The sequence below is a fragment of the Sphingomonas sp. Ell38C01 genome, from assembly GCF_055231975.1.
This window is the reverse complement of sequence record NZ_JBUYVA010000001.1, coordinates 2,994,112-3,017,490: the sequence shown is the minus strand read 5'-3', so window position 1 is coordinate 3,017,490 and position 23,379 is coordinate 2,994,112. Positions and strand designations below refer to the sequence as shown.

Sequence of the window (23,379 nt, the reverse complement as noted above, 5' to 3'; positions counted from 1 at the left end):
GTGCCCAAGCTCGTGCATTGTGCTATGCAGCAAATGCGTTAGAGTGTGTGCAACCTTGGCGTGGTACAGGATACCCGATGCTCTATAACGCATATGAATTCCAGCGCTCGATGCTCGCCAGCGCCAGTGCGATGGCCAATTTCGGCGTGGGCCTGCTGAACAATCCGGCAAACCCGTTCTCCTATTTCGGCGGCGGCAAGGTGATGGCCTCCGCGCTCGACGTGTTCGCGCACGCCGCCGCGCCGCGCGGCAAGCCTGCATTCGGCCTCGACACGACCGTGATCGACGGGCGCGAGGTGGCGGTGCGCGAGGAGATCGTGGTCCGCAAGCCGTTCGGCCAGCTCAAGCGCTTCGTGCGCGAGGGTGTCGAGGGCGGGCCGAAGCTGCTGATCGTCGCGCCGATGTCCGGGCATTACGCGACGCTGCTGCGCGGCACGGTCGAGCGGATGCTGCCGAGCTGCGACGTACACATTACCGACTGGCGCGATGCCAAGCTGGTCCCGACATCGGCCGGCAAGTTCGATCTCGACGACTATGTCGACTATCTGGTCGCGTTTCTGGAGGCGATGGGGCCGGGCAGCCACGTGCTCGCGGTATGCCAGCCCTCGGTGCCCGCCTATGCGATGGCGGCGCTGATGAGCGCGGACAGGCATCCGTGCAGGCCGAAGACGCTGACGATGATGGGCGGCCCGGTCGACACGCGCGAGGCGCCGACCGCGGTGAACCTGCTGGCGACGAAGCGCCCCTATGCGTGGTTCGAGCAGAACGTGATCGCGACCGTCCCGATGGTGCACCCGGGCGCGGGCCGCCGGGTCTATCCCGGCTTCCTCCAGCTTACCGGGTTCATGACGATGAACCTCGGCAACCACATGATGAGCCATTTCGAGATGTTCAAGCATCTCGTCGACGGCGACGGCCAGAGTGCGGACTCGACCAAGGAGTTCTACGACGAGTATCGATCGGTCTGCGACATGACCGCGGAATTCTATCTCCAGACGATCGACGTCGTCTTCCAGGCGCATGCGTTGCCCAACGGCACGATGACGCACCGGGGGCGGCCGGTCGATCCCGCCGCGATCACGGATATCGGCATCCTCGCGATCGAGGGGGAGCGCGACGACATCTCCGGGATCGGCCAGACGAAGGCGGCGCTGACGCTGGCGTCGTCGCTGGCAGAAGGAAAGAAGAAATACCTGATGGCCGAAGGGGTCGGCCATTACGGGATCTTCAACGGCTCGAAGTGGCGCGACCGGATAGCGCCGGTGCTCGAGGACTGGATCGCCGCGAACGCGTAGGCGGCGCGGTCGAACGCGGTTGCGCAGATCGTGATCGTTAATCCGGAGTCCCGCTTCTCGGGCACGCGTGTCTATCAAAGAAGGCAGCGGGATCCCGGATCAAGTCCGGAATGACGAAAAAGGGTGAGCCGGTATCACCGACCCACCCCTTGCACTTCAGGCGTCGTGTCGTCGAAACGATCAGGCCACGCTGTCGACCACCGCATGGCTGCCGGCCTCACTGCCCTTGATCGTCCCGCCGAACAGCATCTTGAGCTTACCCGTCAGCGACACGTCGCTCTCCCACATCTCCGCCGAATCGATGTCGAACCGCAGCAAGGCGAGGTTCGGATCGCTCTTGCCGCCGGGGAACCACGCCTCGACCTGATTGCTCCACAGCTTGTCGATCTGCGCGGGGTCATTGTCCTGGCTCAGTCCGCCCGACAGGCACGCGAAGAAGTCATGCCCCTTCGACACGAACTGGATCATGGCCGCGCCGCCGCCGGCCGCGCGATTGTCCTTGCCCGCGAAGAAATAGAGCGTGTTGGGGCGATCGTCGTCGATCTGCGCGGTCATCGGCTCGGAATGCTCGCCATTACCCTCGAGCCCGACCATCACGAACGGACTCGACTTCAGCTTCGACAGAAAGGTCTCGGCGATTTCCTGCGGGGAATCCTGGGCCATGCGCGCATCTCCTGTTTGCGTTGTCCGGGAGAACGAGTGCGCGGCGGGTTGGTTGCGCGAAGGTTTGAAGGGGGAAGGCATATCTCAACCGTCGGTTGCTTGTTCTTTGGCGTGACGTCGCCATGATCCGCGGTGACGGCAATCCTGCCGTCCTATCAAGGAGTAGAGCATGACACTTGCAAGCCTTTGCTCGATCCTTGGATTGCTCATCGCCTTCGCGATCTTGGTTCTCAAGATCGTCGAGGTGTCGCGGTCCAAATAGGGCAGACGGGAGGGGCTCGGCCTGCCAGCCGGGCCCCGAACGAAAATGGGCTCCGATCGCTGCCACGACCGAAGCCCACATATCAGGAGCGTTTCGCTACTGACACTTGCAGGACGTCATATACGCCGAGACGTCAGAATAATCAATCAACCTTACAGCACCTCGAACAACCCCGCTGCGCCCATGCCGCCGCCGATGCACATCGTGACGACGACATACTTGGCGCCGCGCCGCTTGCCTTCGATCAGCGCGTGGCCGGTCATACGCGCGCCCGACATGCCGTAAGGGTGGCCGATCGAGATCGCGCCGCCGTTGACGTTAAGGAGTTCGTCGGGGATGCCGAGTTTGTCGCGGCAGTACATCACCTGGACCGCGAACGCCTCGTTCAACTCCCACAAGCCGATGTCGTCCATCTTGAGGCCATTGCGCTCAAGCAGCTTGGGGATCGCGAAGACCGGGCCGATGCCCATCTCGTCGGGCGCGGTGCCCGCCACCGCCATGCCGACATAGCGGCCAAGCGGGGTCAGCCCCTTCGCCACCGCGACCTTCTCTTCCATCAGCACGCTCGCCGACGCGCCGTCGGACAGCTGCGAGGCGTTGCCCGCGGTGATCGTCATGTCCGGCCCCATCACGGCCTTCAGCGACTTCAGGCCCTCCAGCGTGGTGTCGGCGCGGTTGCCCTCGTCTTTGGCGAGCGTGACCTCCTTGTAGGAAACCTCCTTGGTTTCCTTGTTCACCACCGCCATCGTCGCGGTGACGGGCACGATCTCGTCGTCGAACTTGCCCGCGGCCTGCGCGGCGGCGGTGCGCATCTGCGACTGGTAGCCATATTCGTCCATCGCATCGCGCCCGATACCATAGCGCTTGGCGACCACCTCTGCGGTCTGGAGCATCGGCATGTAGATGTCCTTGTGCATCGCCAGCAGCTCCTTGTCGGGCGCGACGCGCATCTCGGGGGTCTGGACCAGGCTGATGCTCTCGACGCCGCCGCCGATCGTCACGTCCATCCCGTCGACCACGATCTGCTTGGCCGCGGTGGCGATCGCCATCAGCCCCGATGCGCACTGGCGGTCGAGCGACATGCCCGACACCGTCGTCGGCAGGCCGGCGCGCAGCAGCGACGTCCGCGCGATGTTGCCCGCCTGATGCCCCTGCTGGAGCGCGGATCCGAACACCACGTCGTCGACCGACGCGCCGTCGATCCCTGCGCGCTCGACCGCGGCCTTGATCGCGTGGCTGGCCAGCGTCGGCGAAGGGAGGTTGTTGAAAGCACCGCGATAGGCGCGGCCGATGGGGGTGCGGGCGGTGGAGACGATGACGGCGGAACGCATGGGATTTTTCTCCCCCCTCCCGCTTGCGGGAGGGGCTGGGGTGGGTGCCCGGCTGATTGCGGGCAGGATCCCGGGGCTGAGCGCGAGCCCGCTCCCGGCCCCTCCCGCAAGCGGGAGAGGGAAATTCACGTCAGACGAAGATCTGTGTGATCCATTCCGCGATCATGGCTGGCTTGTCCTGGCCTTCGATCTCGATCGAGAATTCGCTGGTCTGCTGGATCTGGCCGGCGCGCTTCTCGTCGAACTCGATCAGCTTCGAGCGGCCGCGCACCTTCGAGCCCGAGCGGACGGGGGTGAGGAAACGGACCTTGTTGCCTCCGTAATTCACGCCCATCTTCACACCGTCCAGATGCGGCATGTCCTGCATCTTCGACATGAGCACGGGCAGCAGCGACAGCGTCAGGAAGCCGTGCGCGATCGTGCCGCCGAACGGAGTCAGCTTCGCGCGCTCGGGATCGACATGGATGAACTGGTGATCGCCGGTCGCGTCGGCGAACTTGTCGATCATGTCCTGCGACACGACGATCCACTCGCTGACCCATTCCGAGCCCAGCTTGCCCTTCATCTCGTCGATGCTGACGGTGCCCACGCGCGTGCCTCCCGGTTGTTCGCAGCCCCTCTAGGCCGGACGCGGCACTTTACGCAAGGGTCAACCGACCTGAAACAGGAAAGCTCGTTCTTAACGAGGGATGCAAGCGAACCCGAACCTCGAAAACCGCTGGCCGGTCAGGCGAAGGGCCGGTCGTGCGACACGTCGTGCACCGGCTGCACTTCGGGATAGGGCATGATGAGCGTACCATCTGGCGCGGCGGTGTAGGCGGTCTGGATCGGGTAGGGCAGGCTGATCTTCTCGTCCGCGAACCGGCGCAGGATGGCCAGGCCCACCTTGTGGCGCGCGTCGTAGCTGTGCTGGAAATCGGGGTGAGGACTGTCGAACTCCAGCTCGAAATCTAGCGTCGACGCGCCGAAATTGACGAACCCCGCGCGAACATAGACCAGATCGCACCCGTTCACGACGTCGCGCAGCATCGCGGGAACCCGTTCCAGCGTGTCGACCGGCGTCTCGTACGCGATGCCGAGCGTGAACTTGGTCCGCCGCCGGTCGCGCTGCGTGTTGTTCTGGATCTCCTTGTTGAGGAGATTCTTGTTCGAGATGATCCGCTCCTCGCCGTTCACCCCGCGGATGCGCGTCGATTTCAGCCCGATCTCCTCGACCGTGCCCGACGACTGGTCGTACTGGATCGCGTCGCCGCGGCGGAAAGGCCGGTCGAATATGATCGCGAGCGCCGCGAATAGGTCCGCGAAGATCCCCTGTGCGGCGAGACCGATCGCGATGCCGCCGACGCCGAGACCCGCGACCAGACCGGTGACGTTCACCCCCAGATTGTCGAGCACCACGATCAGCGCGATCGCGAACACGACGAAGGTGACGAGAAGGCGGATCAGCCCCATCGCGTTCATCAGCGCCTCGCCGGAGTAATTCTCCGAGGCGGTCCGGTGCTCGATCGCGCCCAGGATCAGCTCGCGCGCCCAGACCGCGGCCTGGAACACCGCGGCGACGGTGAACAGGAAGGTGACGGTCTGGCGCACCGCCTCGGGCGCGCCCGCATAGCCGACGACGAGCTGCGCGGAGAGCATGACGATGAAGAAGCTGCCGGTCCGCTGGATCGCGCGGCCGAGGATCGCGGACCAGCCCTTGCCGCTGCGCGATCGCCGCGCCAGCTTCGGCCCCAGGTTGCGCAGCCAGAACAGCCCGAGCGCCAGCGCGGCGCCGACGCCGATCGCGATCAGGATGTTGAGCCAGTGCGTATGGATCCACACGCCCGAACTGCTCGCCAGCTCCTGCAACTGGTCCTGCACCTTGTCGGGATCGATCGCCGGCGGTTTCGCGGCGGCGCTGTTGTTGGTCGTCATGATACTCTTTTCGAAACGATCAGGCCGCCTTGGCGACCGGCGTCTCTGACTTGGCGACCTTGGCGGTCGCGGGGATGCCGGTGTCGAGGAACGCGATCAACCCGCGCTCGACCCGGCTGAGATACTGCGCCTTGCGCGGCAGGCGAAGCGCTTTTCGGAATGCGGACTGCCCGGTCTTCACCAGTGCGATCAGCATGGGGTGGACATAGGATTTGCGCGCGATCGTCGGTGTGTTGCCCAGCTTGGCGGTGACGGGCTCCAGCATCGCCTTCAGGCTCAGGTCGCGCTCCGCGCTCGCCAGCGCCTCGAACGCGACGACGCTCGCGCCCCAGGTACGGAAATGCTTGGCGGTGAAATCGCCGCCGGTCGCCTCGCGGATATAGGCGTTGACGTCGGTGGAGGTCACCGGCCGCGCCTCGCCGTCGTCGTCGATCCACGCGAACAGGTGCTGCTCGTCCAGCTCCGAACACGCGCGCACGAAGCGGCTGAGCGACCGGTCGGTCATCGTCAGCGTGCACAGCTTGCCCGACTTCGCCTTGAACTGGAGCCGGAGCGTCGAGCCCGCGATCTTCGCGTGCCGCTTGCGCAGCGTCGTCGCGCCGAAGCTCTTGTTCGACTGGGCGTAGGCTTCGTTGCCGACGCGGATGTGCCCGGTGTCGAGCAGTCGGACGACCGCCGCCACCGCACGCTCGCGTCCCATGCCGCGCCTGCGCAGATCCGCCTCGACCTGTTTGCGCAGCTTCGGGAGCGCGAGGCCGAACTCGCCGCACCGCTCGTATTTCGCGGCGTCCTGCGCCTCGCGGAAGCCGGTGTGATAGCGATATTGCTTTCGACCCTTTTCGTCCCAGCCGACCGCCTGGATATGCCCGCTGGCGCTCGGGCAGAACCACGCGTCGGTATAGGCGGGCGGCAGGCCGATCGCATTGAGCCGGTCGATCGCGTCGCGATCGGTGATCCGCTCGCCCCTGGCATCCCAATAGCTCCAGCCGTTTCGCATCTTCCGGCGCGTGATGCCGGGCTTGCTGTCGTCGCAATAGATGATCCTGGCCAAGCGCGACCTCCTTCGAACGCCTGAAAATGCGCAGGGGTATGGCTTCGTTCCGGGAACGTCGCGGCGTCGCGAGGGGTTGAGCGCGCGTAATTCTCCACAGGAGTTTCCGACATGGCCGACCTTTCCCCCGACCTTTCCAAGGCGCGCGTCCTCATCCTCGCGACCGACGGGTTCGAGGATTCGGAGCTGTTCGACCCGCGGCAGGCGCTGCTCGACGCGGGCGCGACCGTCTCGCTCGCCTCGATCGCCACCGATCCGATCCAGGGCGTGAAGAACGACAGCGAGCCTACCCGCACGATCACCCCGGACCTGACGATCGAGGACGTCGATACCGACGATTACGACATGCTGCTGCTGCCCGGCGGCCTGGGCAACCCCGACAAGATGCGGCTCGAGGATCGCGCGATCGACATCGTGCAGGAGTTCATGGAGGACGAGAAGATCGTCGCCGCGATCTGCCACGCGCCGTGGCTGCTGGTCGAGGCGGACGTGGTCGACGGCCGCCGCGTGACGAGCTGGCCCTCGGTCCGCACCGATCTGGAGAATGCGGGGGCCGAGGTGGTCGACGAGGAGGTCGTCGTCGACGAGCACCTCATCACCAGCCGCAAGCCCGACGACATCCCCGCGTTCAACAGGGCGATCCTCGCCGCGCTGGAAGCCGAACTCGCGGACGAGCCGGTCGGCTGATCCGCGACTATCCGTACGCGGCGCCGGTCCGGCGGGCACCCAGCCCGTTGAGCCAGCGCTGCGCCGGACGCTCGACGAGGTGATAGAGTCCGACCGAAGCGACCATCACGAGCGTCAGGTAGGCAGCAACCGCGGGCACGCCCAGCATCGGCGACGGCATCGCCAGCTTGAACGCGAAGAACAGTAGGAAATGCGACAGGTAGGTCGCGTAGCTGACCTCGCCCAGATACTGCACGGCGTGATATCCGAGCGGGCTGCCGCCATCGGTCAGCGTAAGCATCAGCAACAATGCGGCGAACGCGGCCGGCACCGCGAGTGTCTCGGGCAGCACGCCGCCCAGCCAAAGTCCGGCGGACACGGCAGCGAACACCGCGACCGGCAACGCCCGTGCCCGGCCTCCCGGTTCTCGCCACCGCATCCAAAGCGCGCAGACGATCGTCCCCGCGCCGAACTCGAACAGGCACCGTACCAGCCCGAACCGCGCGATCTCATGCCCCAGTGTCGGCGCGCCCCGCATCGCGAGGTGCAATGCCATGAGCAGCATGGCCAGCACCGCGATCAGCACCGGCGTCGCCACGCGTCGCCAGTCGACCGCGACTACCAGCAACGGAAACGCCAGATACGCCGCCAGCTCGCAGCTGATCGACCAGGCCGGGTCGTTCCACGCCAGCCCGTCGGTGAACCCCCAGTTCTGGATCAGCAGAAGGTGAAGCGGCAGTTGCGCGACATCGAACGTCACTGGCAGCGGTCGCCCCGTCGCCGCGAGCAGCCCCGCCAGCGCCACCGCGAACGCCAGCATCACGCCGTGCAGCGGCCAGATCCGCGCGATGCGCCGCCGCAGGAACCCCGGCACCCCGGCCAGCCCCTCGCGCCGCAACCGCGCGTTCCACGCCAGCCAGATCACGAACCCGCTGAGCAGAAAGAAGAAATCGACCGCCAGATACCCCTTGGCCAGCACCCGCTCCGCCCAGCCCGGCAACCCCGCGATGCTCCCGCGGATATGGTAGAGCACGACCAGCCACGCCGCGACGCCGCGCGCGCCGGTCAGCGAGCGCAGCTCGCTCACGCCGCCGCCGGGGCAGGGCGGGGGCGGCGCACGGAGCGGAAGGCCCCCCCCTTGGCGATACGCGCCAGATAGGTGTCGAGCCCGATCTGCGCGCCGATCAGCATGAAGATGAACGGCTGGAACGCGATCGCGATGAACGCGGCGCCGACCAAGTAGGTGAGGTGTCCCATCTGGAGCGCGCTGGCGAGCGGCGCGATCCACGCCTCGCCCGCATCCGCCGACTTGCGGTAGCGGCGGCGCAGCGCCTCCATCCGCCACAGGCCCGCGACGTTGATCCCAAGCCACAGCAGCAGCCCAGGATAGCCCTGTTCGCCCAGCATCTCGAAATAGGCGCTGTGATAGGCGCGCGCGGCGTCCACCTCGCGCGTCTTACCCGCGCCCGCCTTGCCGTCGAGATCGTAGCTGATCTTGTTCTGGCGATACGCCTCGAACCCGCCGCCGAACGGATGCTGCTTCGCATACGCCATCGTCCACTGCCACACCGCCAGCCGGGTCGAGGCGCTCTCGTCCGCCTTGTAGGTCTTGATCGTCGACATCCGGTCGGTGAAGGCGGACGGCAGGAACGGCACCGCCGCCACCCCCATCAGCGCCATCGCGCCCAGATACAGCATCGGCCGCTTCACCTCGCGCAGCATCAGCAGCGCGAGCAGCGCGATGCAGACGAGGCCGGTGCGCGTCGAGGTGCCGACGGGGATCAGCAGGCAGGCCAGCACCAGCGCATAGCCGAACCCCTTCACCTTCCAGTCGGGCACGAAGATCGTGCCGTGCCGCGTGAACCACAGGATCAGCGGGATGATCGCGATCGCGACGGTCGAGATCGTCGAGCCCTCGTACAGCCCGGTGTTCGAGTTCACCATCAGGTCGAGCGAGCCGTATCCGCCTCCCGACAGCGCGGTCTTGATCCCGCCGACGATGATGATCGAACTCGCCGACAGCACGAGGAACAGCAGCAGTGCCTCGATCCTCAGCTTCGTGCGCAGCGTCAGCGGCAGGAAGATCGCGAAGGCCAGCGCCTTCCACACCCAGTCCCACTTCTCCTTCGCCTCGACAGGGAAGTCCGCGGCCATCGTCGTCAGCCCGCAATAGATCAGCAGCACCAGCAGCGCGGCCTGCCGCGGCGCGAACCGGCTGTCCTGCTTCGCATCGAGAAACAGGTATCCGCCGACGCACGCCGCCGCCGCGATCATCGACACGGGCACGCTGTTGAGCAGATAGTAGGACAGCTGCTGCGGCGAGACGTTGTCGATATAGACGTACGTCAGCACCAGCAGGAACGGCCGCTTCAGCCCGCCCGCGAACATCGCGGCGAGGAAGGCGAGGAAGACGAGATCACGCACGGGGGCGCGGCTTTCGTGCCCGGTCGGGCGCCGGCCCCTCGCGGTCGAGATCGGGGCGGCGCAGCAGCAGGAACGCCGCGAGCAGCATCAGCCCGTGGCTGACGACCAGGCCGAACGTGTCGATCATCGTCCGTGCCCCATCACCGTTCGTGCTGAGCTTGTCGAAGCACTGCCCTTCTTCGCAACCGTCGAAAAGAAGGACAGCACCCTTCGACTGCATGCCTGCGGCAGGCGCTCAGGACAGGCTTCGACAAGCTCAGTGCCGACGGATCGGGGGCAGGGCGCATGCGAAGTCATCATCCCCCCGCGCTACACCCGCGCGGTTGACGCCGCGTTAAGCCCTGTCGTGGCAAGCAGCGCGGCAACGATGCGCATCCTCCACATCCTCGATCACGGGCTGCCGCTCCACAGCGGCTACACCTTCCGCACCCGCGCGATCCTCACCGCGCAGATGGCGCTGGGCTGGCAGGTCGCGGCGGTGACGGGGCCGCGGCAGGGCGCGACGGAGAACGCGTTCGAGACGGTCGACGGGATCGACTTCCACCGCACCGTGCCGCCGCGCGCGCTGCCAGCGCCGCTGGGCGAACTCGCCGAGATCCACGCCTTCGCGCGCCGGATCGACGCGGTGGTGGCGCGATTCCGCCCCGATATCCTCCACGCGCACTCGCCGGTGCTGGGTGCGCTCGCCGCGCTCCGGGTGGCGCGTGCGCGCAGGCTGCCGCTGGTCTACGAGATCCGCGCGTTCTGGGAGGATGCCGCGGTCGGCAACGGCACCGGGCGCGAGGGCTCGCTCCGCTACCGCGCCACCCGCGCGCTCGAAACCTGGGCGGTGCGCCGCGCCGATGCGGTCGCGGTGATCTGCGACGGGCTGAAGCGCGACCTCGTCGCACGCGGCATCGCGCCGGCCAAGATCATGGTGTCGCCCAACGGCGTCGACCTCACCCTGTTCGGCGACGCCCCGCCGCGCGACGTCGCGTTCGCCGAATCGCTCGGCGTCGCGGACGCGGACGTCGTCGGGTTCATCGGCAGCTTCTACGATTACGAAGGGCTCGACGATCTGATCGCCGCGATGCCCGCGCTGGTCGCCGCACGTCCGAAGGCGAAGCTGCTGCTGGTCGGCGGCGGCCCGATGGAGGCGGCACTGCGCGCGCAGGCCGCCGCCTCGCCGGTGGCCGGGCATATCGTCTTCGTCGGCCGCGTGCCGCATCACGCGGTCGAGCGCTATTACGGCATCGTCGACATTCTCGCCTATCCCCGCAAGGCGATGCGGCTGACCGATCTGGTCACGCCGCTCAAGCCGCTGGAGGCGATGGCGCAACGCCGGCTGGTCGCCGCGTCGGACGTCGGCGGGCATCGCGAGCTGATCCGCGACGGCGAGACGGGCACGCTCTTCACCCCCGATTCGCCGCCCGCGATCGCCGCCGCGCTGGCCGGACTGTTCGCGGATCGCACGATGTGGGATGCTCGCCGGGTGCGGGCGCGGGCGTTCGTCGAGGCAGAGCGTAACTGGTCGTCAAATGTTTCTCGCTATGCCCCGGTGTATCAACGGCTTGTACATGCCGCGGAAAGGGATCCTGGATGTTTGCGTTTCCCCGTATCCCACGCATGAGTCTGCGTGGCCTCACCCTCGTCTCCGCGGTGGCGGGAGTCGGCATCGGCGCGCTCGTCGCGATGCTGCCTGCGACGACGCTGGGCATGGCGATCGAATCGACCGGCTTGCCCCGTGTCTGGCACGCCGCCACCCCGCCGCTGGGCGATACCGCACGGATGCTGCTCGCGGCCGGCGGCGCGGTGGCGGGCGGGGCGGTGATCTGGGCGCTGCTCGTCCTGCTGATCGGCCCGCGCGAAACGGCGGCGGCGGAGCCCGGCGTCCCCGTCCTGCGCCGCGCGGACGCGCATCCCGATGCACCCGCGCGACGCCCGATCCTCGCCAGCCAGGATCTCGACGCCGCGGTGCCGCTGCCCCGGATCGCGCCCGAGCCCGGCCCGGAGCACCGGATCATCGAGCGCGAGGTGCCGGCCGATCTCGACCAGCCGCTCGCCGCGTTCGACGCATCCGCGATCCCCGAGGTCCCGCTCGCGCCCGTTCCCGCGGTCGAGCCGCTGGCGCGCCGCCCGCAGACGATCGATCCCGGCGAGCGGTTCGAGACGTTCGAGCTGACCCCCGTCATCCGCAAGGGCAATGACGAGGATACGCCGCCCCCGCCCCCTACACCGCCCGCGCCCAGCCTCACCTCGCTGATCGAGCGGCTGGAACGCGGCGCGCAGCGTCGCGAGCCGCCGTCGCGCGGGATGGAGGACATGCTCGGCCGGCTTCGCGGGCTTGCGGTCTGACGTCGGGCCGCTCGATCTTCGGCTATTGTTGCCGGCGACACCTGCCAAACCCGTCACCCCGGACCTGTATATCGGTTGCGGATACGTGGACCCCGGAACAGGTCCGGGGTGACGAACAGGACAGCGTACCATGCTGAATGTCGCTCTGCTCTACGCCACCTCAACCGTAAGCGCCGCGATCACCAGCGTGTCGCCGTCCGCCGCGACGCTGATGTCCGCGACCAGATGCCCCGCCAGCGTGAAGTCGACGCCGGGCAGTCGCCGCGCCCAGTCGGCATGCGCCGTATCGCACGGCATCCGCCATGCATGCCGCGCGCCCACGTACGTCGCGCTCGCCCAGGGCGTCGAGCCCGCTGGCTCCAGCGCCGCCATGATGCCGCAGGCCGCGGCATCGCGCACCAGCGCGCGTTCGAGCAGCGCGCCCGCGTCGCGCCTCACCGCGTCCGCTCGAAGAGCAGTGCCTCGACCCGCCGTCGCGTTGCCTCGCGCAGTTCGCGCCCGCGACGCAGGTCGCCGATCAGTCGCGGATCGTTGACGGCGCGGCGACCGAACGTGGTCGGCGCTTCCCCCGTACGGCGCAGATACCTCTCGATTTCGATCAACAGCGACATCCACGCTACCCTCCGTTCGCAACTCAATGTTCGCGATCTGTTCTCATATTTCCAACTTGTCTAGGAAATTTCCTGCGCGTACGAGGTCGGTCATGGATGCGGCGCGACGGACCCTGGAAGCGCTGGCGCTCGACGCCGGGCAGAGCCTTGCCCAGCTGTCGGTCGCGCTCGGGCGCAACTCCGCCTATCTGCAGCAATATCTTCGCCGCGGATCGCCGCGGACACTCGACGAACGCGACCGTCGCTTCCTCGCCGCGCATTTCGGGGTCGACGAGGCGATGCTGGGGGGCGAGCCGCGCGCACCGGCGGCGACGGTCGCGGTGCCGTGGCTCGATGTGTCCGCCTCTGCGGGCACGGGCACCGCGATCGGGCGCGAGGCGCGGTTGGGCGCGCTGGACCTGTCCGCCGCGCTGCTCCGCGAGGCGGGGGTGGCGCCGCGCGCCGCCTCGATCGTCGCGGCGCGCGGCGAGTCGATGGCGCCGACGGTCCTCGACGGCGACCGGCTGCTGGTCGATTCGGCGGACCGGCGCGTCACGCGCGACGGCGCGATATACGTCGCGCGGCGCGACGACATGGTGGTGGTGAAACGCCTGTCGCTCGCGCCTGCTGGCATCCGGGTCGTCAGCGACAACCCGCTATGGCCCGACGAGGTCCGCACCGACGTGATGGTGATCGGCCGCGTGAAGCTCCTGATCCGCACGCCGCGCTAGCAAGCTACCGTCGCCGGTCGATCGCCCAGATCGCCAGCGCCATCCCGATGCCCGACGCCATCCCGATCAGGAAGCCCGGCGTCGCCTGCCCGACCGCAAACCCGATCCCCGCTCCCACGAGCGGCGACAGGGCGAGGAGGAACCCGCCGGCTGCGGGCGACTTGGACGGCGGGCGGGTAGGGGGAAGCGTCATCGCCCGAAGCCCTGCCATGTCCCGCCGCGGGACGCCAGTGTCCCCCGCCGGGACGCGCGGGACGGTCCGGCGGGCATGGCGGAGGGGGCGTTTACCACCGTCATCGGCACGCATCGGTCGAAACCCGATCGTGGCACGCGATGTGGAAGAGATATCACGTCTTTTTCTCCAGGTCCGGAAACCGCCGCATGCTCCAGATGCCCTATCTCGCCGATCGCGGCGCGATCGCCGACGCCGATGCGCTGATCGCGACCTATGGCGACGATGCGGGGTTCGAGGCGGCGTCGCGCGCGGACCGCAGCCGCGATCTGGGCAACCACATCCATTTCTGCCGCTGGCGCCAGGTCGAGCGGCTGATCGTGCTGCTGTCGGTCGAGGAGGCGATCGGCACGGTGCACTGAGGCGCGGCAGCGCCGGTCTGCGCATTTGCCACTGTCGCTTCGCGCGGGGCGCGGCTAAGCCCTTGGCGATGATGGCGAGGCGGGTGTGGTTTGGCGCGGTGGTCGGCGTCGTCGCTGGCGTCGCCACAGCGCCGCTCGCCCGCGCCCAAAGCGCTCCCGACCAGGCCCAGCCGACGCTCGACCCCAACTCGCCGATGGCGGAGCTGCCGGGCATCGGCGTGGCCTGGCCGGATCTTGCGACCGCGCCCGACGCGCCCACCGCGGCCTCGATACCCCAGGTCGCGACCGAGACGCGCTACACCTACCGCGTCGACGGCATCGATGCGGTCGCGACTCCGCTGCTCCGCCAGCGCTTCGACGACCTGTCGGTCCTGAACCAGCATGACGGCGAACCCTCCAACGCCGCGCAGCTCGACCGGCGCGCCCGCGAGGATTCGGACCTGCTCGTCTCGCTGCTGCGCGGCGAGGGCTATTACGACGCGCAGGTCTCGACCGCGGTCGAGACCGGTACGGCGAAGCGCCCGGTCGTCGTCCTCACCGCGGAGCCCGGCGCGCTCTACCGCTTCGGCAGCGTCACGCTGGCGGGCGTCGCGGCGGCGGGGGACCGTGCGACGCCGCTGACCGAGGCGTTCGCGATCAAGCCCGAGGACGCGGTCAACGCCGATGCGATCGTCGCGGGCGAAGCGGCACTGCGCGCACGGATCGGCGAGGAGGGCTTCCCCTTTGCCAAGGTCGGCGAACCCGAGATCGTCGTAGACCGCGCCGCGCGCACCGCGACACTGACGGTCGCGGTCGATCCCGGCAGCCAGCGCCGCTTCGGCCGGATCACCGCCAATCCGGACAACCATGTTTTCGACGCGCGCCATGTGCAGGAAATCGCGCGCTTCGTCCCCGGGCAGGAGTATGACGCCTCCGCGCTCGACGACCTGCGCCGCGCGCTGATCCAGACCGGGCTCGTCTCGACCGCGGACGTCAAGCCGGTCGAGGGCGCCACCCCCGGCACCGTCGACGTCGCGGTCAATCTCGCGCCCGCGCCGCCGCGCACGATCGCGGGCGAGCTCGGCTACGGCACCGGCGAGGGCGCGCGCGCCGAGGTCAGCTGGACGCACCGCAACTTCCTGCCGCCGGAGGGGGCGCTGACGCTGCGCGGCGTCGCGGGCACGCAGGAACAGCTCGCCGCGATCGTCTTCCGCCGCAACAATTTCCGTGGCCGCGATCGGGTGCTGACGTTCCAGATGGCGGCGGCCAACCTCAACCGCACCGCCTATCAGGCCAAGACCTTCTCGCTGTCCGGCACGCTGGAGCGGCAGACCAACATCTTCTTCCAGAAGGCGTGGACCTGGTCGCTCGGCGCCGAGCTGCTCGCATCCGACGAGCGCGACGTGATCGTGTCGACCGGGGCCCCGCGCGAGCGCACCTTCCTGATCGCCGCGCTGCCGTCGAACCTGATCTACGACGGGTCGGACGACCTGCTCAACCCGACGCGGGGGTTCCGGCTCGGCGGGCGGCTGAGCCCGGAGCTGTCGTTGCAGGGCTCGGCGTTCGGCTATGCGCGGATCCAGGTCGACGCCAGCGGCTATTATCCCGTCAGCGACCGCGTGGTGATCGCGGGGCGCACCCGGCTCGGCACGATCGCGGGTGCGCCGCGAGACCAGATCGCGCCGTCGCGGCGCTTCTACGCGGGCGGCGGCGCGTCGGTGCGCGGCTACAGCTATCAGGCGATCGGCCCGCGCGACGCGAACAACGATCCGATCGGGGGACGCAGCCTTACCGAATTCTCGCTGGAGGCGCGGGTGCGCGCGTTCGGCAGTTTCGGCATCGTGCCGTTCTTCGATGCGGGCAACATCTACACCTCGCCGCTGCCGGGCTTCACCAAGTTCCAGTACGGCGCGGGCGTCGGCGTGCGCTATTACTCCAACTTCGGCCCGATCCGCATCGATGTCGGCACGCCGCTCAACCCTCAGCGGAACGATCCGAGGATCGGCGTCTACGTCTCGCTGGGACAGGCGTTTTGACGCGCGTCGCCCGGTGGATCGCGGCGGGGGTCATTGCGCTGCTGGCGATTTTCGGCGCGGCGATCCTGATCGTCGATACCGATCCCGGGCATCGCTGGGTCGCGGACCGGATCGCGGCGATCCGCACCGCCAACGGGCTGCGCTTCGCGATCGGGCGGATCGACGGCTCGCTCTACGGCAAGGCGGTGCTGGTCGACGTCCGCGTCTACGATCCGCAGGGGCTGGTCTTCTCCACCCCGCGCGCGGATCTCGACTGGTCGCCGATGCGCTGGTTCGCCAACCGGCTCGACATCACCGCGCTCCTCATGGCGCAGGCGACGCTCCATAAACTGCCCGAGACGACGCCGACCGCGACGCAGGGCCCGCTGCTCCCCGATTTCGACATCCGCATCGGTCGCCTTGCGGTCGACCGGTTGATCGTCGCATCGCCCGTTACCGGGACCGCGCGTACCGGCCGCATCGCCGCGCATGCCGACATCCGCAAGGGGCGTGCGCTGGTCGATCTCGCCGCGATCGTCGCTGGCACCGACAGGCTGGCGATGCGGATCGACGCCGAGCCCGATCGCGACCGCTTCGACCTGGGCGTCCGCGCGCACGGGGCCGCGAACGGCGTGCTCGCGAAGCTCACCGGGCTGAGCCGAGCGATCGATCTCGACGTCTCGGGGGACGGCCGCTGGGCGCAGTGGCGCGGGCATGCACGCGCACAGGTCGGCGGCGCGCGCGTCGCCGATCTCGCGCTGGCGGCGCGATCGGGCGCGTATACCCTCGCGGGCACGCTCGTCCCGTCCACGATCGCGCGCGGCAAACTCCAGCGGCTCACCGCCCCGCGCCTTCTCGTCAATGGCGCCGCGACCTATGCGAACCGCCGCGTCGCCGGCACGCTGTCGCTCCGCTCGCCCGCGCTCGCGATCGAGACGACGGGCGCGATCGATCTCGCCACCAGCGCCTACCGCAACGTCCGCATCAAGGCGCGGCTCCTGCGCCCGGGCGCGCTGTTCCCCGACATGAGCGGGCGCAACATCGAGCTCCGCGCGATCCTCGACGGCGCGTTCGCCACCGCACGGTTCGACTATCGCCTGTCCGCCGACCGGGTGGTGTTCGCCGACGATGGTCCCGGCGACGATACCGGGTTCGATCGCGTGCGGATCGCCGGGCGCGGGCGCGTGTCGAGAGGACCGCTGCTGCTGCCGATCCGCGTCACCGCGGACCGCGTCACCGGCGTCGGCGACGTCGCGGGTGGCATCCTGCGCAACCTGTCGGTCGACGGCGTGCTGCGCATCACCCCTGCGCTGCTGACCGGGGACGACCTGCGCGTCCGCTCGGACAAGCTTACGGGGCGCGTCAATCTCACGCTCGATCTCGATACCGGGCGCTACGACATCGGCGTCAACGGCGCGCTTGGGCGGTATCTGATCCCGGGGCTCGGCGTGGTCGACGTCAGGACGATGCTGCGCGTCGTCCCCGGCGCGGGCGGCAAGGGCACGCGCGTGGTGGGGCAGGGCAGCGCGAAGGTGCTGCGGCTAGACAACGCGTTCTTCCGCAGCCTCGCGGGCGGCCTCCCGCGGATCGCGACCGGGCTGGAGCGCGGCGTGGACGGCATCCTCTATTTCCGCAACCTCGTGCTCGTTGCGCCCGACATCCGGCTGGCGGGCAACGGCTTCCGCCGTCGCGACGGCACCTTCCATTTCGAGGGCGCGGGGCGGCAGGCGGATTACGGCGCGCTGACGCTCAGGCTCGACGGCGATATCGAGAGGCCGACGATCGACCTCGTCTTCGCCGCCCCCAACGCCGCGATGGGGCTGAGCGACGTGCGCGCGCATCTCGATCCGACGCCGCAGGGGTTCGCATTCACCGCCGCGGGCGGGTCGCGGCTGGGCGCGTTCTCCGCGGCGGGTGCGATCCTGCTCCCCGATGGCGGCACCGGGCAGGTCCGCATCGACCGCCTCGACGTGTCGGGCACCCGCGCGGCCGGCACGCTCGACATCGTCGATGGCGGGTTCGCGGGGCGGCTGGCGATCGCGGGCGGAGGCCTGGCCGGCGAACTGCTGCTGCGCCCGGTCGGCGAGGTCCAGCGGATCGAGGCGCATATCGACGCACGCGACGCGGCGCTGGCCGGCGCGACGCTGCGGCGCGGCCGCCTCGATCTCGTCGCGCTGCTCGATCCCGCGGGCACGTCGATCGACGCGACCGCGACCGGTGCCGGGCTCAAGCGCGGCGGGCTTATGCTCGCGCGGTTCGCGGGCAATGCGAAGCTGCGCGGCGGCGTGGGCGAGATCCGCGCCTCGATCTCCGGCGCACGCGGCCGCGCGTTCGACATCCAGACCGTCACGCAGGTGACCCCCGACAGCTACCGCATCGTCGCGCAGGGAAGCGTCGATCGCCGCCCGATCCGGCTCGAAACCCCCGCCTTCGTCACGCGCGACGGTGATGGCTGGCGGCTAGCGCCGACGACGCTCACCTTCGCGGGCGGAAGCGCCCGGATCGGCGCGCGCTATTCCAGCGCGGCCACCACGATCGATGCGACGCTGGCACGGATGCCGCTCGCGGTGCTCGATATCGCTTATCCCGGTCTCGGCCTCGCGGGCAGCACCTCGGGCACGGTCGCGTTCCAGACGACGTCGGGCAGCGCGCCGACCGGGCGCGTCGACCTCACGATCCGCGGGCTCTCGCGCTCCGGCCTCGTCCTCAGCTCGCGGCCGATCGACGTCGGCGTCGCAGGCGTGCTGTCCGCGGACAAGGCGGCGGTACGCGCGGTGATGGCCTCGGGCGGGCAGACGATCGGGCGCGCGCAGGCGCTGCTGTCGCCGCTTCCCGCGGGCGATCTCGTCACGCGGCTGTCGACCGCGCCGGTGTTCGGGCAGCTGCGCTATTCCGGCCCGGCGGACACGTTGTGGCGGCTCACCGGGGTCGAGCTGTTCGACCTGTCGGGGCCGGTCGCGATCGGCGCGGACGTCGGCGGACGGGTCAACGATCCCACCATCCGCGGCGTCGTCCAGGCCAATGGCGCGCGGATCGAGAGCGCGACGTCGGGCACCGTGCTGACGAACGTGCAGGCGACCGGGCGGTTCGGCGGCTCGCGGCTGGTGATCGACCGGTTCGGCGCGGACGCCGGCAAGGGCGGGCGGGTCACGGGCATCGGCCGGTTCGATTTCGCCGCGGTGCGCGGGTTCGGAATCGACCTGTCGCTCCAAGCCGCCAACGCCGCGCTCATCAACCGCGACGACATCGCCGCGACCGTCACCGGCCCCCTCACGATCCGCTCCGACGGCGCGGGCGGGACGATCGCGGGCGACGTCGTGCTGGACCGCAGCCGCTATCGCCTCGGCCAGGCGACCGCCGCCTCCGCGGTGCCCCAGCTCAACCTGCGCGAGATCAACGTCCCCGACGGCGGCGTCGAGGACGATGCGCCCGCCACCCCGTGGAAGCTCGACATTCGCGCCCGCGCGCCCGGGCAGCTGATGGTGTCCGGCCTCGGCCTGCGCAGCGAATGGTCGAGCGATCTCCGGATCGGCGGCGCGCCCGACAACCCCGCCATCACCGGCCGCGCGACGCTGATCCGCGGCGACTACGAGTTCGCGGGCCGCCAGTTCGATCTCGCGCGCGGCGTGATCCGCTTCGGCGGCGAGGTGCCCGCCAACCCCGCGCTGGATATCGAGGCGAACGCCAACGTCACCGGGCTGAACGCGACGATCCGCGTGACCGGCGTCGCGCTCAAGCCGGAGATCGCGTTCACCAGCGTCCCCGCGCTGCCGCAGGACGAGCTGCTCTCGCGGCTGCTGTTCGGCACCTCGATCACCAACCTGTCCGCGCCCGAAGCGCTCCAGCTCGCCGCCGCGGTCGCCGCGCTCCAGGGCGGCAAGGGCGGGCTCAACCCGATCAACGCGGTCCGCCGCGCCGCCGGGCTCGATCGCCTGCGCATCCTGCCCGCCGATCCGCAGACCGGGCAGGGCACCTCGGTCGCCGCCGGCAAGTACATCACGCGGCGCTTCTATGCGGAGATCGTCACCGACGGCCAGGGCTACAGCGCGACCCAGGTCGAGTTTCAGGTCACGCGCTGGCTGTCGCTGCTGTCGAGCATCTCGACGCTGGGGCGGCAGAGCGCCAACGTGCGGGTGTCGCGGGATTATTGAGGGGGAAAGCCCTTTGCTCGCTGTCTTTTCGTTCGCCTGGCCCCCGCCGAAGCGCCATCGCTCGTTCCGATACCGGAGCAACGGCAGGCGCTCCCGGACGTCCCGCGCGGTGCCGGTGCGGAAGGCCACGGCCGGACCCGCGGCGCTGCTGCCTTTGCCAGAATGGATCGAGTCGACGGTGCGATGACCGCCGACCATCTAAGGCCCGACCTACGCCGATCCAGCTTTCCCAAAAACGATCCAGAGCGGGAAGGTCGTGACGCTCGTTGCGCTCCGGGCCGTCTGCAACATCCTCTTTCCCGAAATCGTCACGCGGAGATGGAGGAAAGGCAACGATCACGCGGAACCAATGACTGCGTTTCAACGGTCCCGATCGCGCGTCCGCTATAGGGGCTTGGTCGTCGGGTCGATGGTTGGTCCAGCGGCCGTCCGTTGATACCGCAACTGTCCTACATCATACCGGCCGGTGTAGTCCTCAATGATGATGGCCAGAACAGGCACCCCTTCCTCATTGATCGACAGGGGCGATCACGTGCGATCGAATTGCCAACCCGGCGTAGCGGCACCTTTGACAACTTCCGCGCATCGCGCACGCGGAAATGGCGCGGCCTTCGCGACCTTCCGCGCACGAAAAAGGGGCCCGCGACGCCGCGAGCCCCATCCCGAATCACCCCCGGGTTCAGCCCGGCGCGCCGACCACCGTCTTCACTTCCATGAAATCGGTCAGCCCGTATTTCCCGTTCTCGCGCCCGTTGCCCGATTGCTTGTAGCCGCCGAAGGGGGCGGCGATGTCCGGGCTCCACGAATTGATCGTGACGAGCCCGGCGCGCAGCTTCGGCGCGACTTCCGCCGCCTTCGCCGGATCGCCCGAGATCGTCGCGGACAGGCCGTAGGGTGTGTCGTTGGCGATCCGCACTGCGTCTGCCTGGTCGGTGTAGGTGGTGATCGTCGCGACCGGCCCGAACGTCTCCTCCTGTGCGATCCGCATGTCGGGGGTCACGTCGGCGAACAGCGTCGGCTGGATGTAGAAGCCCGCATTGCGCCCGTCCGGCCGCCCGACCCCGCCGGTGACGAGCGTCGCGCCCTCGTCGATCGCGGACTGGATCAGCGCCTGGATCTTCTCGTACTGCGCCTTGTTGACCACGGGGCCGATATGTTGGCCGACCTCGGCGGGATCGCCGACCGTCGTCTGCTCCATCATCGACTTCACGATCGCGGTCGCCTCCGCGACCTGGCTCTCATGGACCAGCAGCCGCGTCGGCGCGATGCAGCTTTGCCCCGAATTCGCGAGCACGCCCGCCACCGTCGGCGGCAGCACCGCCTTCAGGTCCGCGCCCTCCAGCACCAGGTTCGCCGCCTTGCCGCCCAGTTCCTGATGGACGCGCTTGACCGTCGCCGCGGCGGCCTGCGCGATCGCGATCCCCGCGCGGGTCGATCCGGTGAAGCTGACCATGTCGACGTCGCGGTGCGCACTCAACGTCGCGCCGACCCCGGGCCCGTCGCCGTTGACGAGGTTGAAGACGCCTGCAGGCACCCCCGCCTTGTCGAGGATCTCGGCCAGGATCACCGCGCAGCCCGGCGCTTCCTCGCTGGGTTTCAGCACCATCGTGTCGCCCGCTGCCAGCGCGGGCGCGACCTTCGCGCAGATCTGGTTCAGCGGCCAGTTCCACGGCGTAATCATCGCGACGACGCCCAGCGGTTCGTGGACGACCTTGGCGCGGCCCACCGTCTCCTCGAACACGAACGCGTCGAGCGCTTTCAGCGTCGCGGCGAAATGCGCGAGCCCGGTGGGCGCCTGCGCGGCCGAGGCCAGCGCCATCGGTGCGCCCATCTCCACGCTCATCGCCTTGGCGAGATCCGGGATGCGCGTCTTGTACTCCTCGATGATGCGCGCGAGCAGCGCCTTGCGCTCGTCGAGGCTGGTCTGCGACCATGTCTCGAACGCGCGCCGCGCCGCCGCGACCGCCTTGTCGGCATCCGCCTTCGATCCCAGCGTGATCTCGGTGCAGGGCTGCTCGGTCGACGGGTCGATCACCTCGTGGCGCGTGCCGCCCTCGCTCTCGACCCAGGCGCCGTCGATATAGTGTTTCAGGTAGCTCTGCATCGTATCCACTCCGCTGGTTCGCACGCCACGATTCGAAGATCGGGTTCGGCCCGAACCTTGGGCGAGAAGGGGTGTGGGTTGCAAGGCGAAACGGGTCGGCTTGCCGGTGTCCCGCGGCGGGACGGTCGGCGTGCGCGTCAACGTCTGTACGGTGCGAAACCCGCGGTTAACCCCCTTTGCGGGTCGACGCACGCCTCGCGCGAGCGGCAGATGGCGGCATGCACCGCCTGATCCCCCTCGTCGCGCTCGTCGCTACGCTGCCCGCCGCGACCGCGCCCGCCCCGTTCACCGTCGTTGAGACGGGCCGCGGCTATCGCCACCTCCAGGAGGCGGTCGACGCGGTGCGCGACGGCGACGCGACGATCGCGATCGCGCCGGGCACCTACCGCGAATGCGCGGTGCAGGCGGGCGGGCGCATCACCTATCGCGCGGCGACGCCGGGCAGCGCGATCTTCGAACGCGCGGTGTGCGAGGACAAGGCCGCGCTGGTGCTGCGCGGGCGCGGGTCGATCGTCGACGGGCTGGTGTTCCGTGGCTACCGCGTCGCCGACGGCAACGGGGCGGGCATCCGCACCGAGATGGGCGACCTGAGCGTGACGCGCTCGATGTTCCTCGACAGCCAGGAAGGCATCATCGGCGGCGAGCCGAGCGGCCAGCGGATCGCGGTCGATCGCTCGACCTTCGCCGGGCTCGGCCAGTGCGACGAGGCGCCGAACTGCTCGCACGCGATCTACGTCGCCAACAAGGGCGTGGTCACCGTCACGAACTCGCGATTCGAGCGCGGAACGGGCGGCCATTACGTCAAGGTGCGCGCGCCCACTGTCGAGATCGCGGACAACAGCTTTGACGACACCGCGGGCCGCAAGACGAACTACATGATCGACCTGCCCGAAGGCGCGACCGGCACCGTGACCCGCAACACCTTCGTCCAGGGCAACGGCAAGGAGAATGGCGGCGCGCTGATCGTCGTGGGCGCGGAGGCGAAGACGTATCGCTCCGCCGGGCTCCGGATTGAGGGCAACACCGCTTCGCTCGCACCGGGGCAACGCGAAACCCCGGCGTTCGTCGCGGATTATTCGGGCGAGCGGCTGGCGATCGGCGCGAACACGCTGGGCAAGGGGATCAAGGCGTTCGAGGCGCGGTAAGTAGGGACGCTTGCCGGTCACCCCGGGACCTGATCCGGGGTCCGCCAACCTTGGCCTGCCCGCCCGGCAAGAAGCGGGACCCCGGATCGAGTCCGGGTGACGGGGGTGGTTGAGATCTAACGCCTTGACC

Annotated in this window: 21 protein-coding genes; 9 read left to right on the top strand and 12 right to left on the bottom strand. The window is 69.0% G+C overall.

What is annotated here, in order from left to right; genetic code table 11:
* Positions 1–77: 77 nt before the first annotated feature.
* On the top strand, positions 78–1,295 hold the full coding sequence (locus ACV7NO_RS14335) for a polyhydroxyalkanoate depolymerase (RefSeq protein WP_463406640.1): 1,218 nt from the start codon (positions 78–80) through the stop codon (positions 1,293–1,295).
* Between the two features lie 180 nt (positions 1,296–1,475).
* Here the strand turns inward: ACV7NO_RS14335 and ACV7NO_RS14330 are convergent, their stop codons facing one another.
* The 5 genes from ACV7NO_RS14330 to ACV7NO_RS14310 form a co-directional block, all read right to left on the bottom strand.
* Entirely contained in the window at positions 1,476–1,958 is a 483-nt protein-coding gene (locus tag ACV7NO_RS14330; RefSeq protein WP_463406639.1) for a pyridoxamine 5'-phosphate oxidase family protein, read from the bottom strand.
* Between the two features lie 414 nt (positions 1,959–2,372).
* A complete protein-coding gene (locus tag ACV7NO_RS14325) occupies positions 2,373–3,551 on the bottom strand; it encodes an acetyl-CoA C-acyltransferase (protein ID WP_463406638.1) in 1,179 nt (392 codons plus the stop codon).
* A gap of 130 nt (positions 3,552–3,681) precedes the next feature.
* Positions 3,682–4,140: a MaoC family dehydratase gene (locus tag ACV7NO_RS14320; RefSeq protein ID WP_463406637.1), complete on the bottom strand. Its 459-nt coding sequence runs from the start codon at positions 4,138–4,140 to the stop codon at positions 3,682–3,684.
* Positions 4,141–4,277: 137 nt separating this feature from the next.
* Complete coding sequence (locus ACV7NO_RS14315) at positions 4,278–5,465, bottom strand: mechanosensitive ion channel family protein (RefSeq protein ID WP_463406636.1); 1,188 nt, start codon at positions 5,463–5,465, stop codon at positions 4,278–4,280.
* A 19-nt stretch (positions 5,466–5,484) separates the two neighbouring features.
* Positions 5,485–6,462 (bottom strand): DNA topoisomerase IB, encoded by a 978-nt coding sequence (locus ACV7NO_RS14310; protein WP_463407363.1) that lies wholly within the window; start codon positions 6,460–6,462, stop codon positions 5,485–5,487.
* Positions 6,463–6,627: 165 nt separating this feature from the next.
* Here ACV7NO_RS14310 and ACV7NO_RS14305 point away from each other — a divergent pair, with 165 nt between their 5' ends.
* Positions 6,628–7,203 carry a type 1 glutamine amidotransferase domain-containing protein gene (locus ACV7NO_RS14305; protein WP_463406635.1) on the top strand — a complete coding sequence of 192 codons (576 nt, stop codon included), beginning with the start codon at positions 6,628–6,630 and terminating at the stop codon, positions 7,201–7,203.
* Between the two features lie 7 nt (positions 7,204–7,210).
* On the opposite strand, the gene ACV7NO_RS14300 is transcribed toward ACV7NO_RS14305, so the two are convergent.
* From ACV7NO_RS14300 to ACV7NO_RS14290, 3 genes are read right to left on the bottom strand one after another with little or no spacing between them, the layout of a single operon-like run.
* Positions 7,211–8,269, bottom strand: coding sequence for an acyltransferase family protein (locus ACV7NO_RS14300; protein WP_463406634.1), 1,059 nt, complete (start codon positions 8,267–8,269; stop codon positions 7,211–7,213).
* Positions 8,266–9,606, bottom strand: coding sequence for a putative O-glycosylation ligase, exosortase A system-associated (locus tag ACV7NO_RS14295; protein ID WP_463406633.1), 1,341 nt, complete (start codon positions 9,604–9,606; stop codon positions 8,266–8,268). Before ACV7NO_RS14295 ends, ACV7NO_RS14300 begins: the two co-directional genes overlap by 4 nt.
* Positions 9,599–9,733, bottom strand: coding sequence for a hypothetical protein (locus ACV7NO_RS14290; RefSeq protein WP_463406632.1), 135 nt, complete (start codon positions 9,731–9,733; stop codon positions 9,599–9,601). Before ACV7NO_RS14290 ends, ACV7NO_RS14295 begins: the two co-directional genes overlap by 8 nt.
* A gap of 240 nt (positions 9,734–9,973) precedes the next feature.
* Between ACV7NO_RS14290 and ACV7NO_RS14285 the strand changes: the two genes are divergently transcribed.
* Together ACV7NO_RS14285 and ACV7NO_RS14280 are read left to right on the top strand one after the other, a co-directional pair.
* A complete protein-coding gene (locus tag ACV7NO_RS14285) occupies positions 9,974–11,215 on the top strand; it encodes a TIGR04063 family PEP-CTERM/XrtA system glycosyltransferase (protein WP_463407362.1) in 1,242 nt (413 codons plus the stop codon).
* On the top strand, positions 11,212–11,940 hold the full coding sequence (locus ACV7NO_RS14280; protein ID WP_463406631.1) for a hypothetical protein: 729 nt from the start codon (positions 11,212–11,214) through the stop codon (positions 11,938–11,940). Before ACV7NO_RS14285 ends, ACV7NO_RS14280 begins: the two co-directional genes overlap by 4 nt.
* A gap of 150 nt (positions 11,941–12,090) precedes the next feature.
* On the opposite strand, the gene ACV7NO_RS14275 is transcribed toward ACV7NO_RS14280, so the two are convergent.
* Together ACV7NO_RS14275 and ACV7NO_RS14270 are read right to left on the bottom strand one after the other, a co-directional pair.
* A complete protein-coding gene (locus ACV7NO_RS14275) occupies positions 12,091–12,378 on the bottom strand; it encodes a hypothetical protein (RefSeq protein WP_463406630.1) in 288 nt (95 codons plus the stop codon).
* Positions 12,375–12,551, bottom strand: coding sequence for a hypothetical protein (locus ACV7NO_RS14270; RefSeq protein ID WP_463406629.1), 177 nt, complete (start codon positions 12,549–12,551; stop codon positions 12,375–12,377). Before ACV7NO_RS14270 ends, ACV7NO_RS14275 begins: the two co-directional genes overlap by 4 nt.
* Positions 12,552–12,643: 92 nt before the next feature.
* On the opposite strand from ACV7NO_RS14270, the gene ACV7NO_RS14265 reads away from it, so the two are divergent.
* The gene (locus ACV7NO_RS14265) at positions 12,644–13,261 is read left to right on the top strand and encodes a S24 family peptidase (protein WP_463406628.1); all 618 of its coding nucleotides are present in this window, start codon (positions 12,644–12,646) and stop codon (positions 13,259–13,261) included.
* A 4-nt stretch (positions 13,262–13,265) separates the two neighbouring features.
* Here ACV7NO_RS14265 and ACV7NO_RS14260 read toward each other — a convergent pair whose 3' ends face one another.
* Positions 13,266–13,454: a hypothetical protein gene (locus tag ACV7NO_RS14260; RefSeq protein ID WP_463406627.1), complete on the bottom strand. Its 189-nt coding sequence runs from the start codon at positions 13,452–13,454 to the stop codon at positions 13,266–13,268.
* Positions 13,455–13,651: 197 nt separating this feature from the next.
* On the opposite strand from ACV7NO_RS14260, the gene ACV7NO_RS14255 reads away from it, so the two are divergent.
* The 3 genes from ACV7NO_RS14255 (at position 13,652) to ACV7NO_RS14245 (ending at position 20,000) form a co-directional block, all read left to right on the top strand.
* A complete protein-coding gene (locus tag ACV7NO_RS14255; protein WP_463407361.1) occupies positions 13,652–13,855 on the top strand; it encodes a hypothetical protein in 204 nt (67 codons plus the stop codon).
* Positions 13,856–13,923: 68 nt separating this feature from the next.
* Positions 13,924–15,870: an autotransporter assembly complex protein TamA gene (locus tag ACV7NO_RS14250; protein ID WP_463407360.1), complete on the top strand. Its 1,947-nt coding sequence runs from the start codon at positions 13,924–13,926 to the stop codon at positions 15,868–15,870.
* Positions 15,867–20,000, top strand: coding sequence for a translocation/assembly module TamB domain-containing protein (locus ACV7NO_RS14245; RefSeq protein ID WP_463406626.1), 4,134 nt, complete (start codon positions 15,867–15,869; stop codon positions 19,998–20,000). The genes ACV7NO_RS14250 and ACV7NO_RS14245 overlap by 4 nt, the downstream gene beginning before the upstream one ends.
* Before the next feature lie 679 nt (positions 20,001–20,679).
* Here the strand turns inward: ACV7NO_RS14245 and ACV7NO_RS14240 are convergent.
* On the bottom strand, positions 20,680–22,104 hold the full coding sequence (locus ACV7NO_RS14240; RefSeq protein ID WP_463406625.1) for an aldehyde dehydrogenase family protein: 1,425 nt from the start codon (positions 22,102–22,104) through the stop codon (positions 20,680–20,682).
* Between the two features lie 218 nt (positions 22,105–22,322).
* Here ACV7NO_RS14240 and ACV7NO_RS14235 point away from each other — a divergent pair, with 218 nt between their 5' ends.
* The gene (locus tag ACV7NO_RS14235) at positions 22,323–23,249 is read left to right on the top strand and encodes a right-handed parallel beta-helix repeat-containing protein (protein ID WP_463406624.1); all 927 of its coding nucleotides are present in this window, start codon (positions 22,323–22,325) and stop codon (positions 23,247–23,249) included.
* Positions 23,250–23,379 lie beyond the last annotated feature (130 nt).

Coding starts and splice junctions, on each gene's coding strand:
- ACV7NO_RS14270 (WP_463406629.1), bottom strand. CDS start 12,551: ATGTCGCTGTTGATCGAAATCGAGAGGTATCTGCGCCGTACGGGGGAA.
- ACV7NO_RS14265 (WP_463406628.1), top strand. CDS start 12,644: ATGGATGCGGCGCGACGGACCCTGGAAGCGCTGGCGCTCGACGCCGGG.
- ACV7NO_RS14330 (WP_463406639.1), bottom strand. CDS start 1,958: ATGGCCCAGGATTCCCCGCAGGAAATCGCCGAGACCTTTCTGTCGAAG.
- ACV7NO_RS14285 (WP_463407362.1), top strand. CDS start 9,974: ATGCGCATCCTCCACATCCTCGATCACGGGCTGCCGCTCCACAGCGGC.
- ACV7NO_RS14325 (WP_463406638.1), bottom strand. CDS start 3,551: ATGCGTTCCGCCGTCATCGTCTCCACCGCCCGCACCCCCATCGGCCGC.
- ACV7NO_RS14305 (WP_463406635.1), top strand. CDS start 6,628: ATGGCCGACCTTTCCCCCGACCTTTCCAAGGCGCGCGTCCTCATCCTC.
- ACV7NO_RS14260 (WP_463406627.1), bottom strand. CDS start 13,454: ATGACGCTTCCCCCTACCCGCCCGCCGTCCAAGTCGCCCGCAGCCGGC.
- ACV7NO_RS14255 (WP_463407361.1), top strand. CDS start 13,652: ATGCCCTATCTCGCCGATCGCGGCGCGATCGCCGACGCCGATGCGCTG.
- ACV7NO_RS14240 (WP_463406625.1), bottom strand. CDS start 22,104: ATGCAGAGCTACCTGAAACACTATATCGACGGCGCCTGGGTCGAGAGC.
- ACV7NO_RS14235 (WP_463406624.1), top strand. CDS start 22,323: ATGCACCGCCTGATCCCCCTCGTCGCGCTCGTCGCTACGCTGCCCGCC.
- ACV7NO_RS14250 (WP_463407360.1), top strand. CDS start 13,924: ATGATGGCGAGGCGGGTGTGGTTTGGCGCGGTGGTCGGCGTCGTCGCT.
- ACV7NO_RS14280 (WP_463406631.1), top strand. CDS start 11,212: ATGAGTCTGCGTGGCCTCACCCTCGTCTCCGCGGTGGCGGGAGTCGGC.
- ACV7NO_RS14315 (WP_463406636.1), bottom strand. CDS start 5,465: ATGACGACCAACAACAGCGCCGCCGCGAAACCGCCGGCGATCGATCCC.
- ACV7NO_RS14310 (WP_463407363.1), bottom strand. CDS start 6,462: ATGCGAAACGGCTGGAGCTATTGGGATGCCAGGGGCGAGCGGATCACC.
- ACV7NO_RS14335 (WP_463406640.1), top strand. CDS start 78: ATGCTCTATAACGCATATGAATTCCAGCGCTCGATGCTCGCCAGCGCC.
- ACV7NO_RS14290 (WP_463406632.1), bottom strand. CDS start 9,733: ATGATCGACACGTTCGGCCTGGTCGTCAGCCACGGGCTGATGCTGCTC.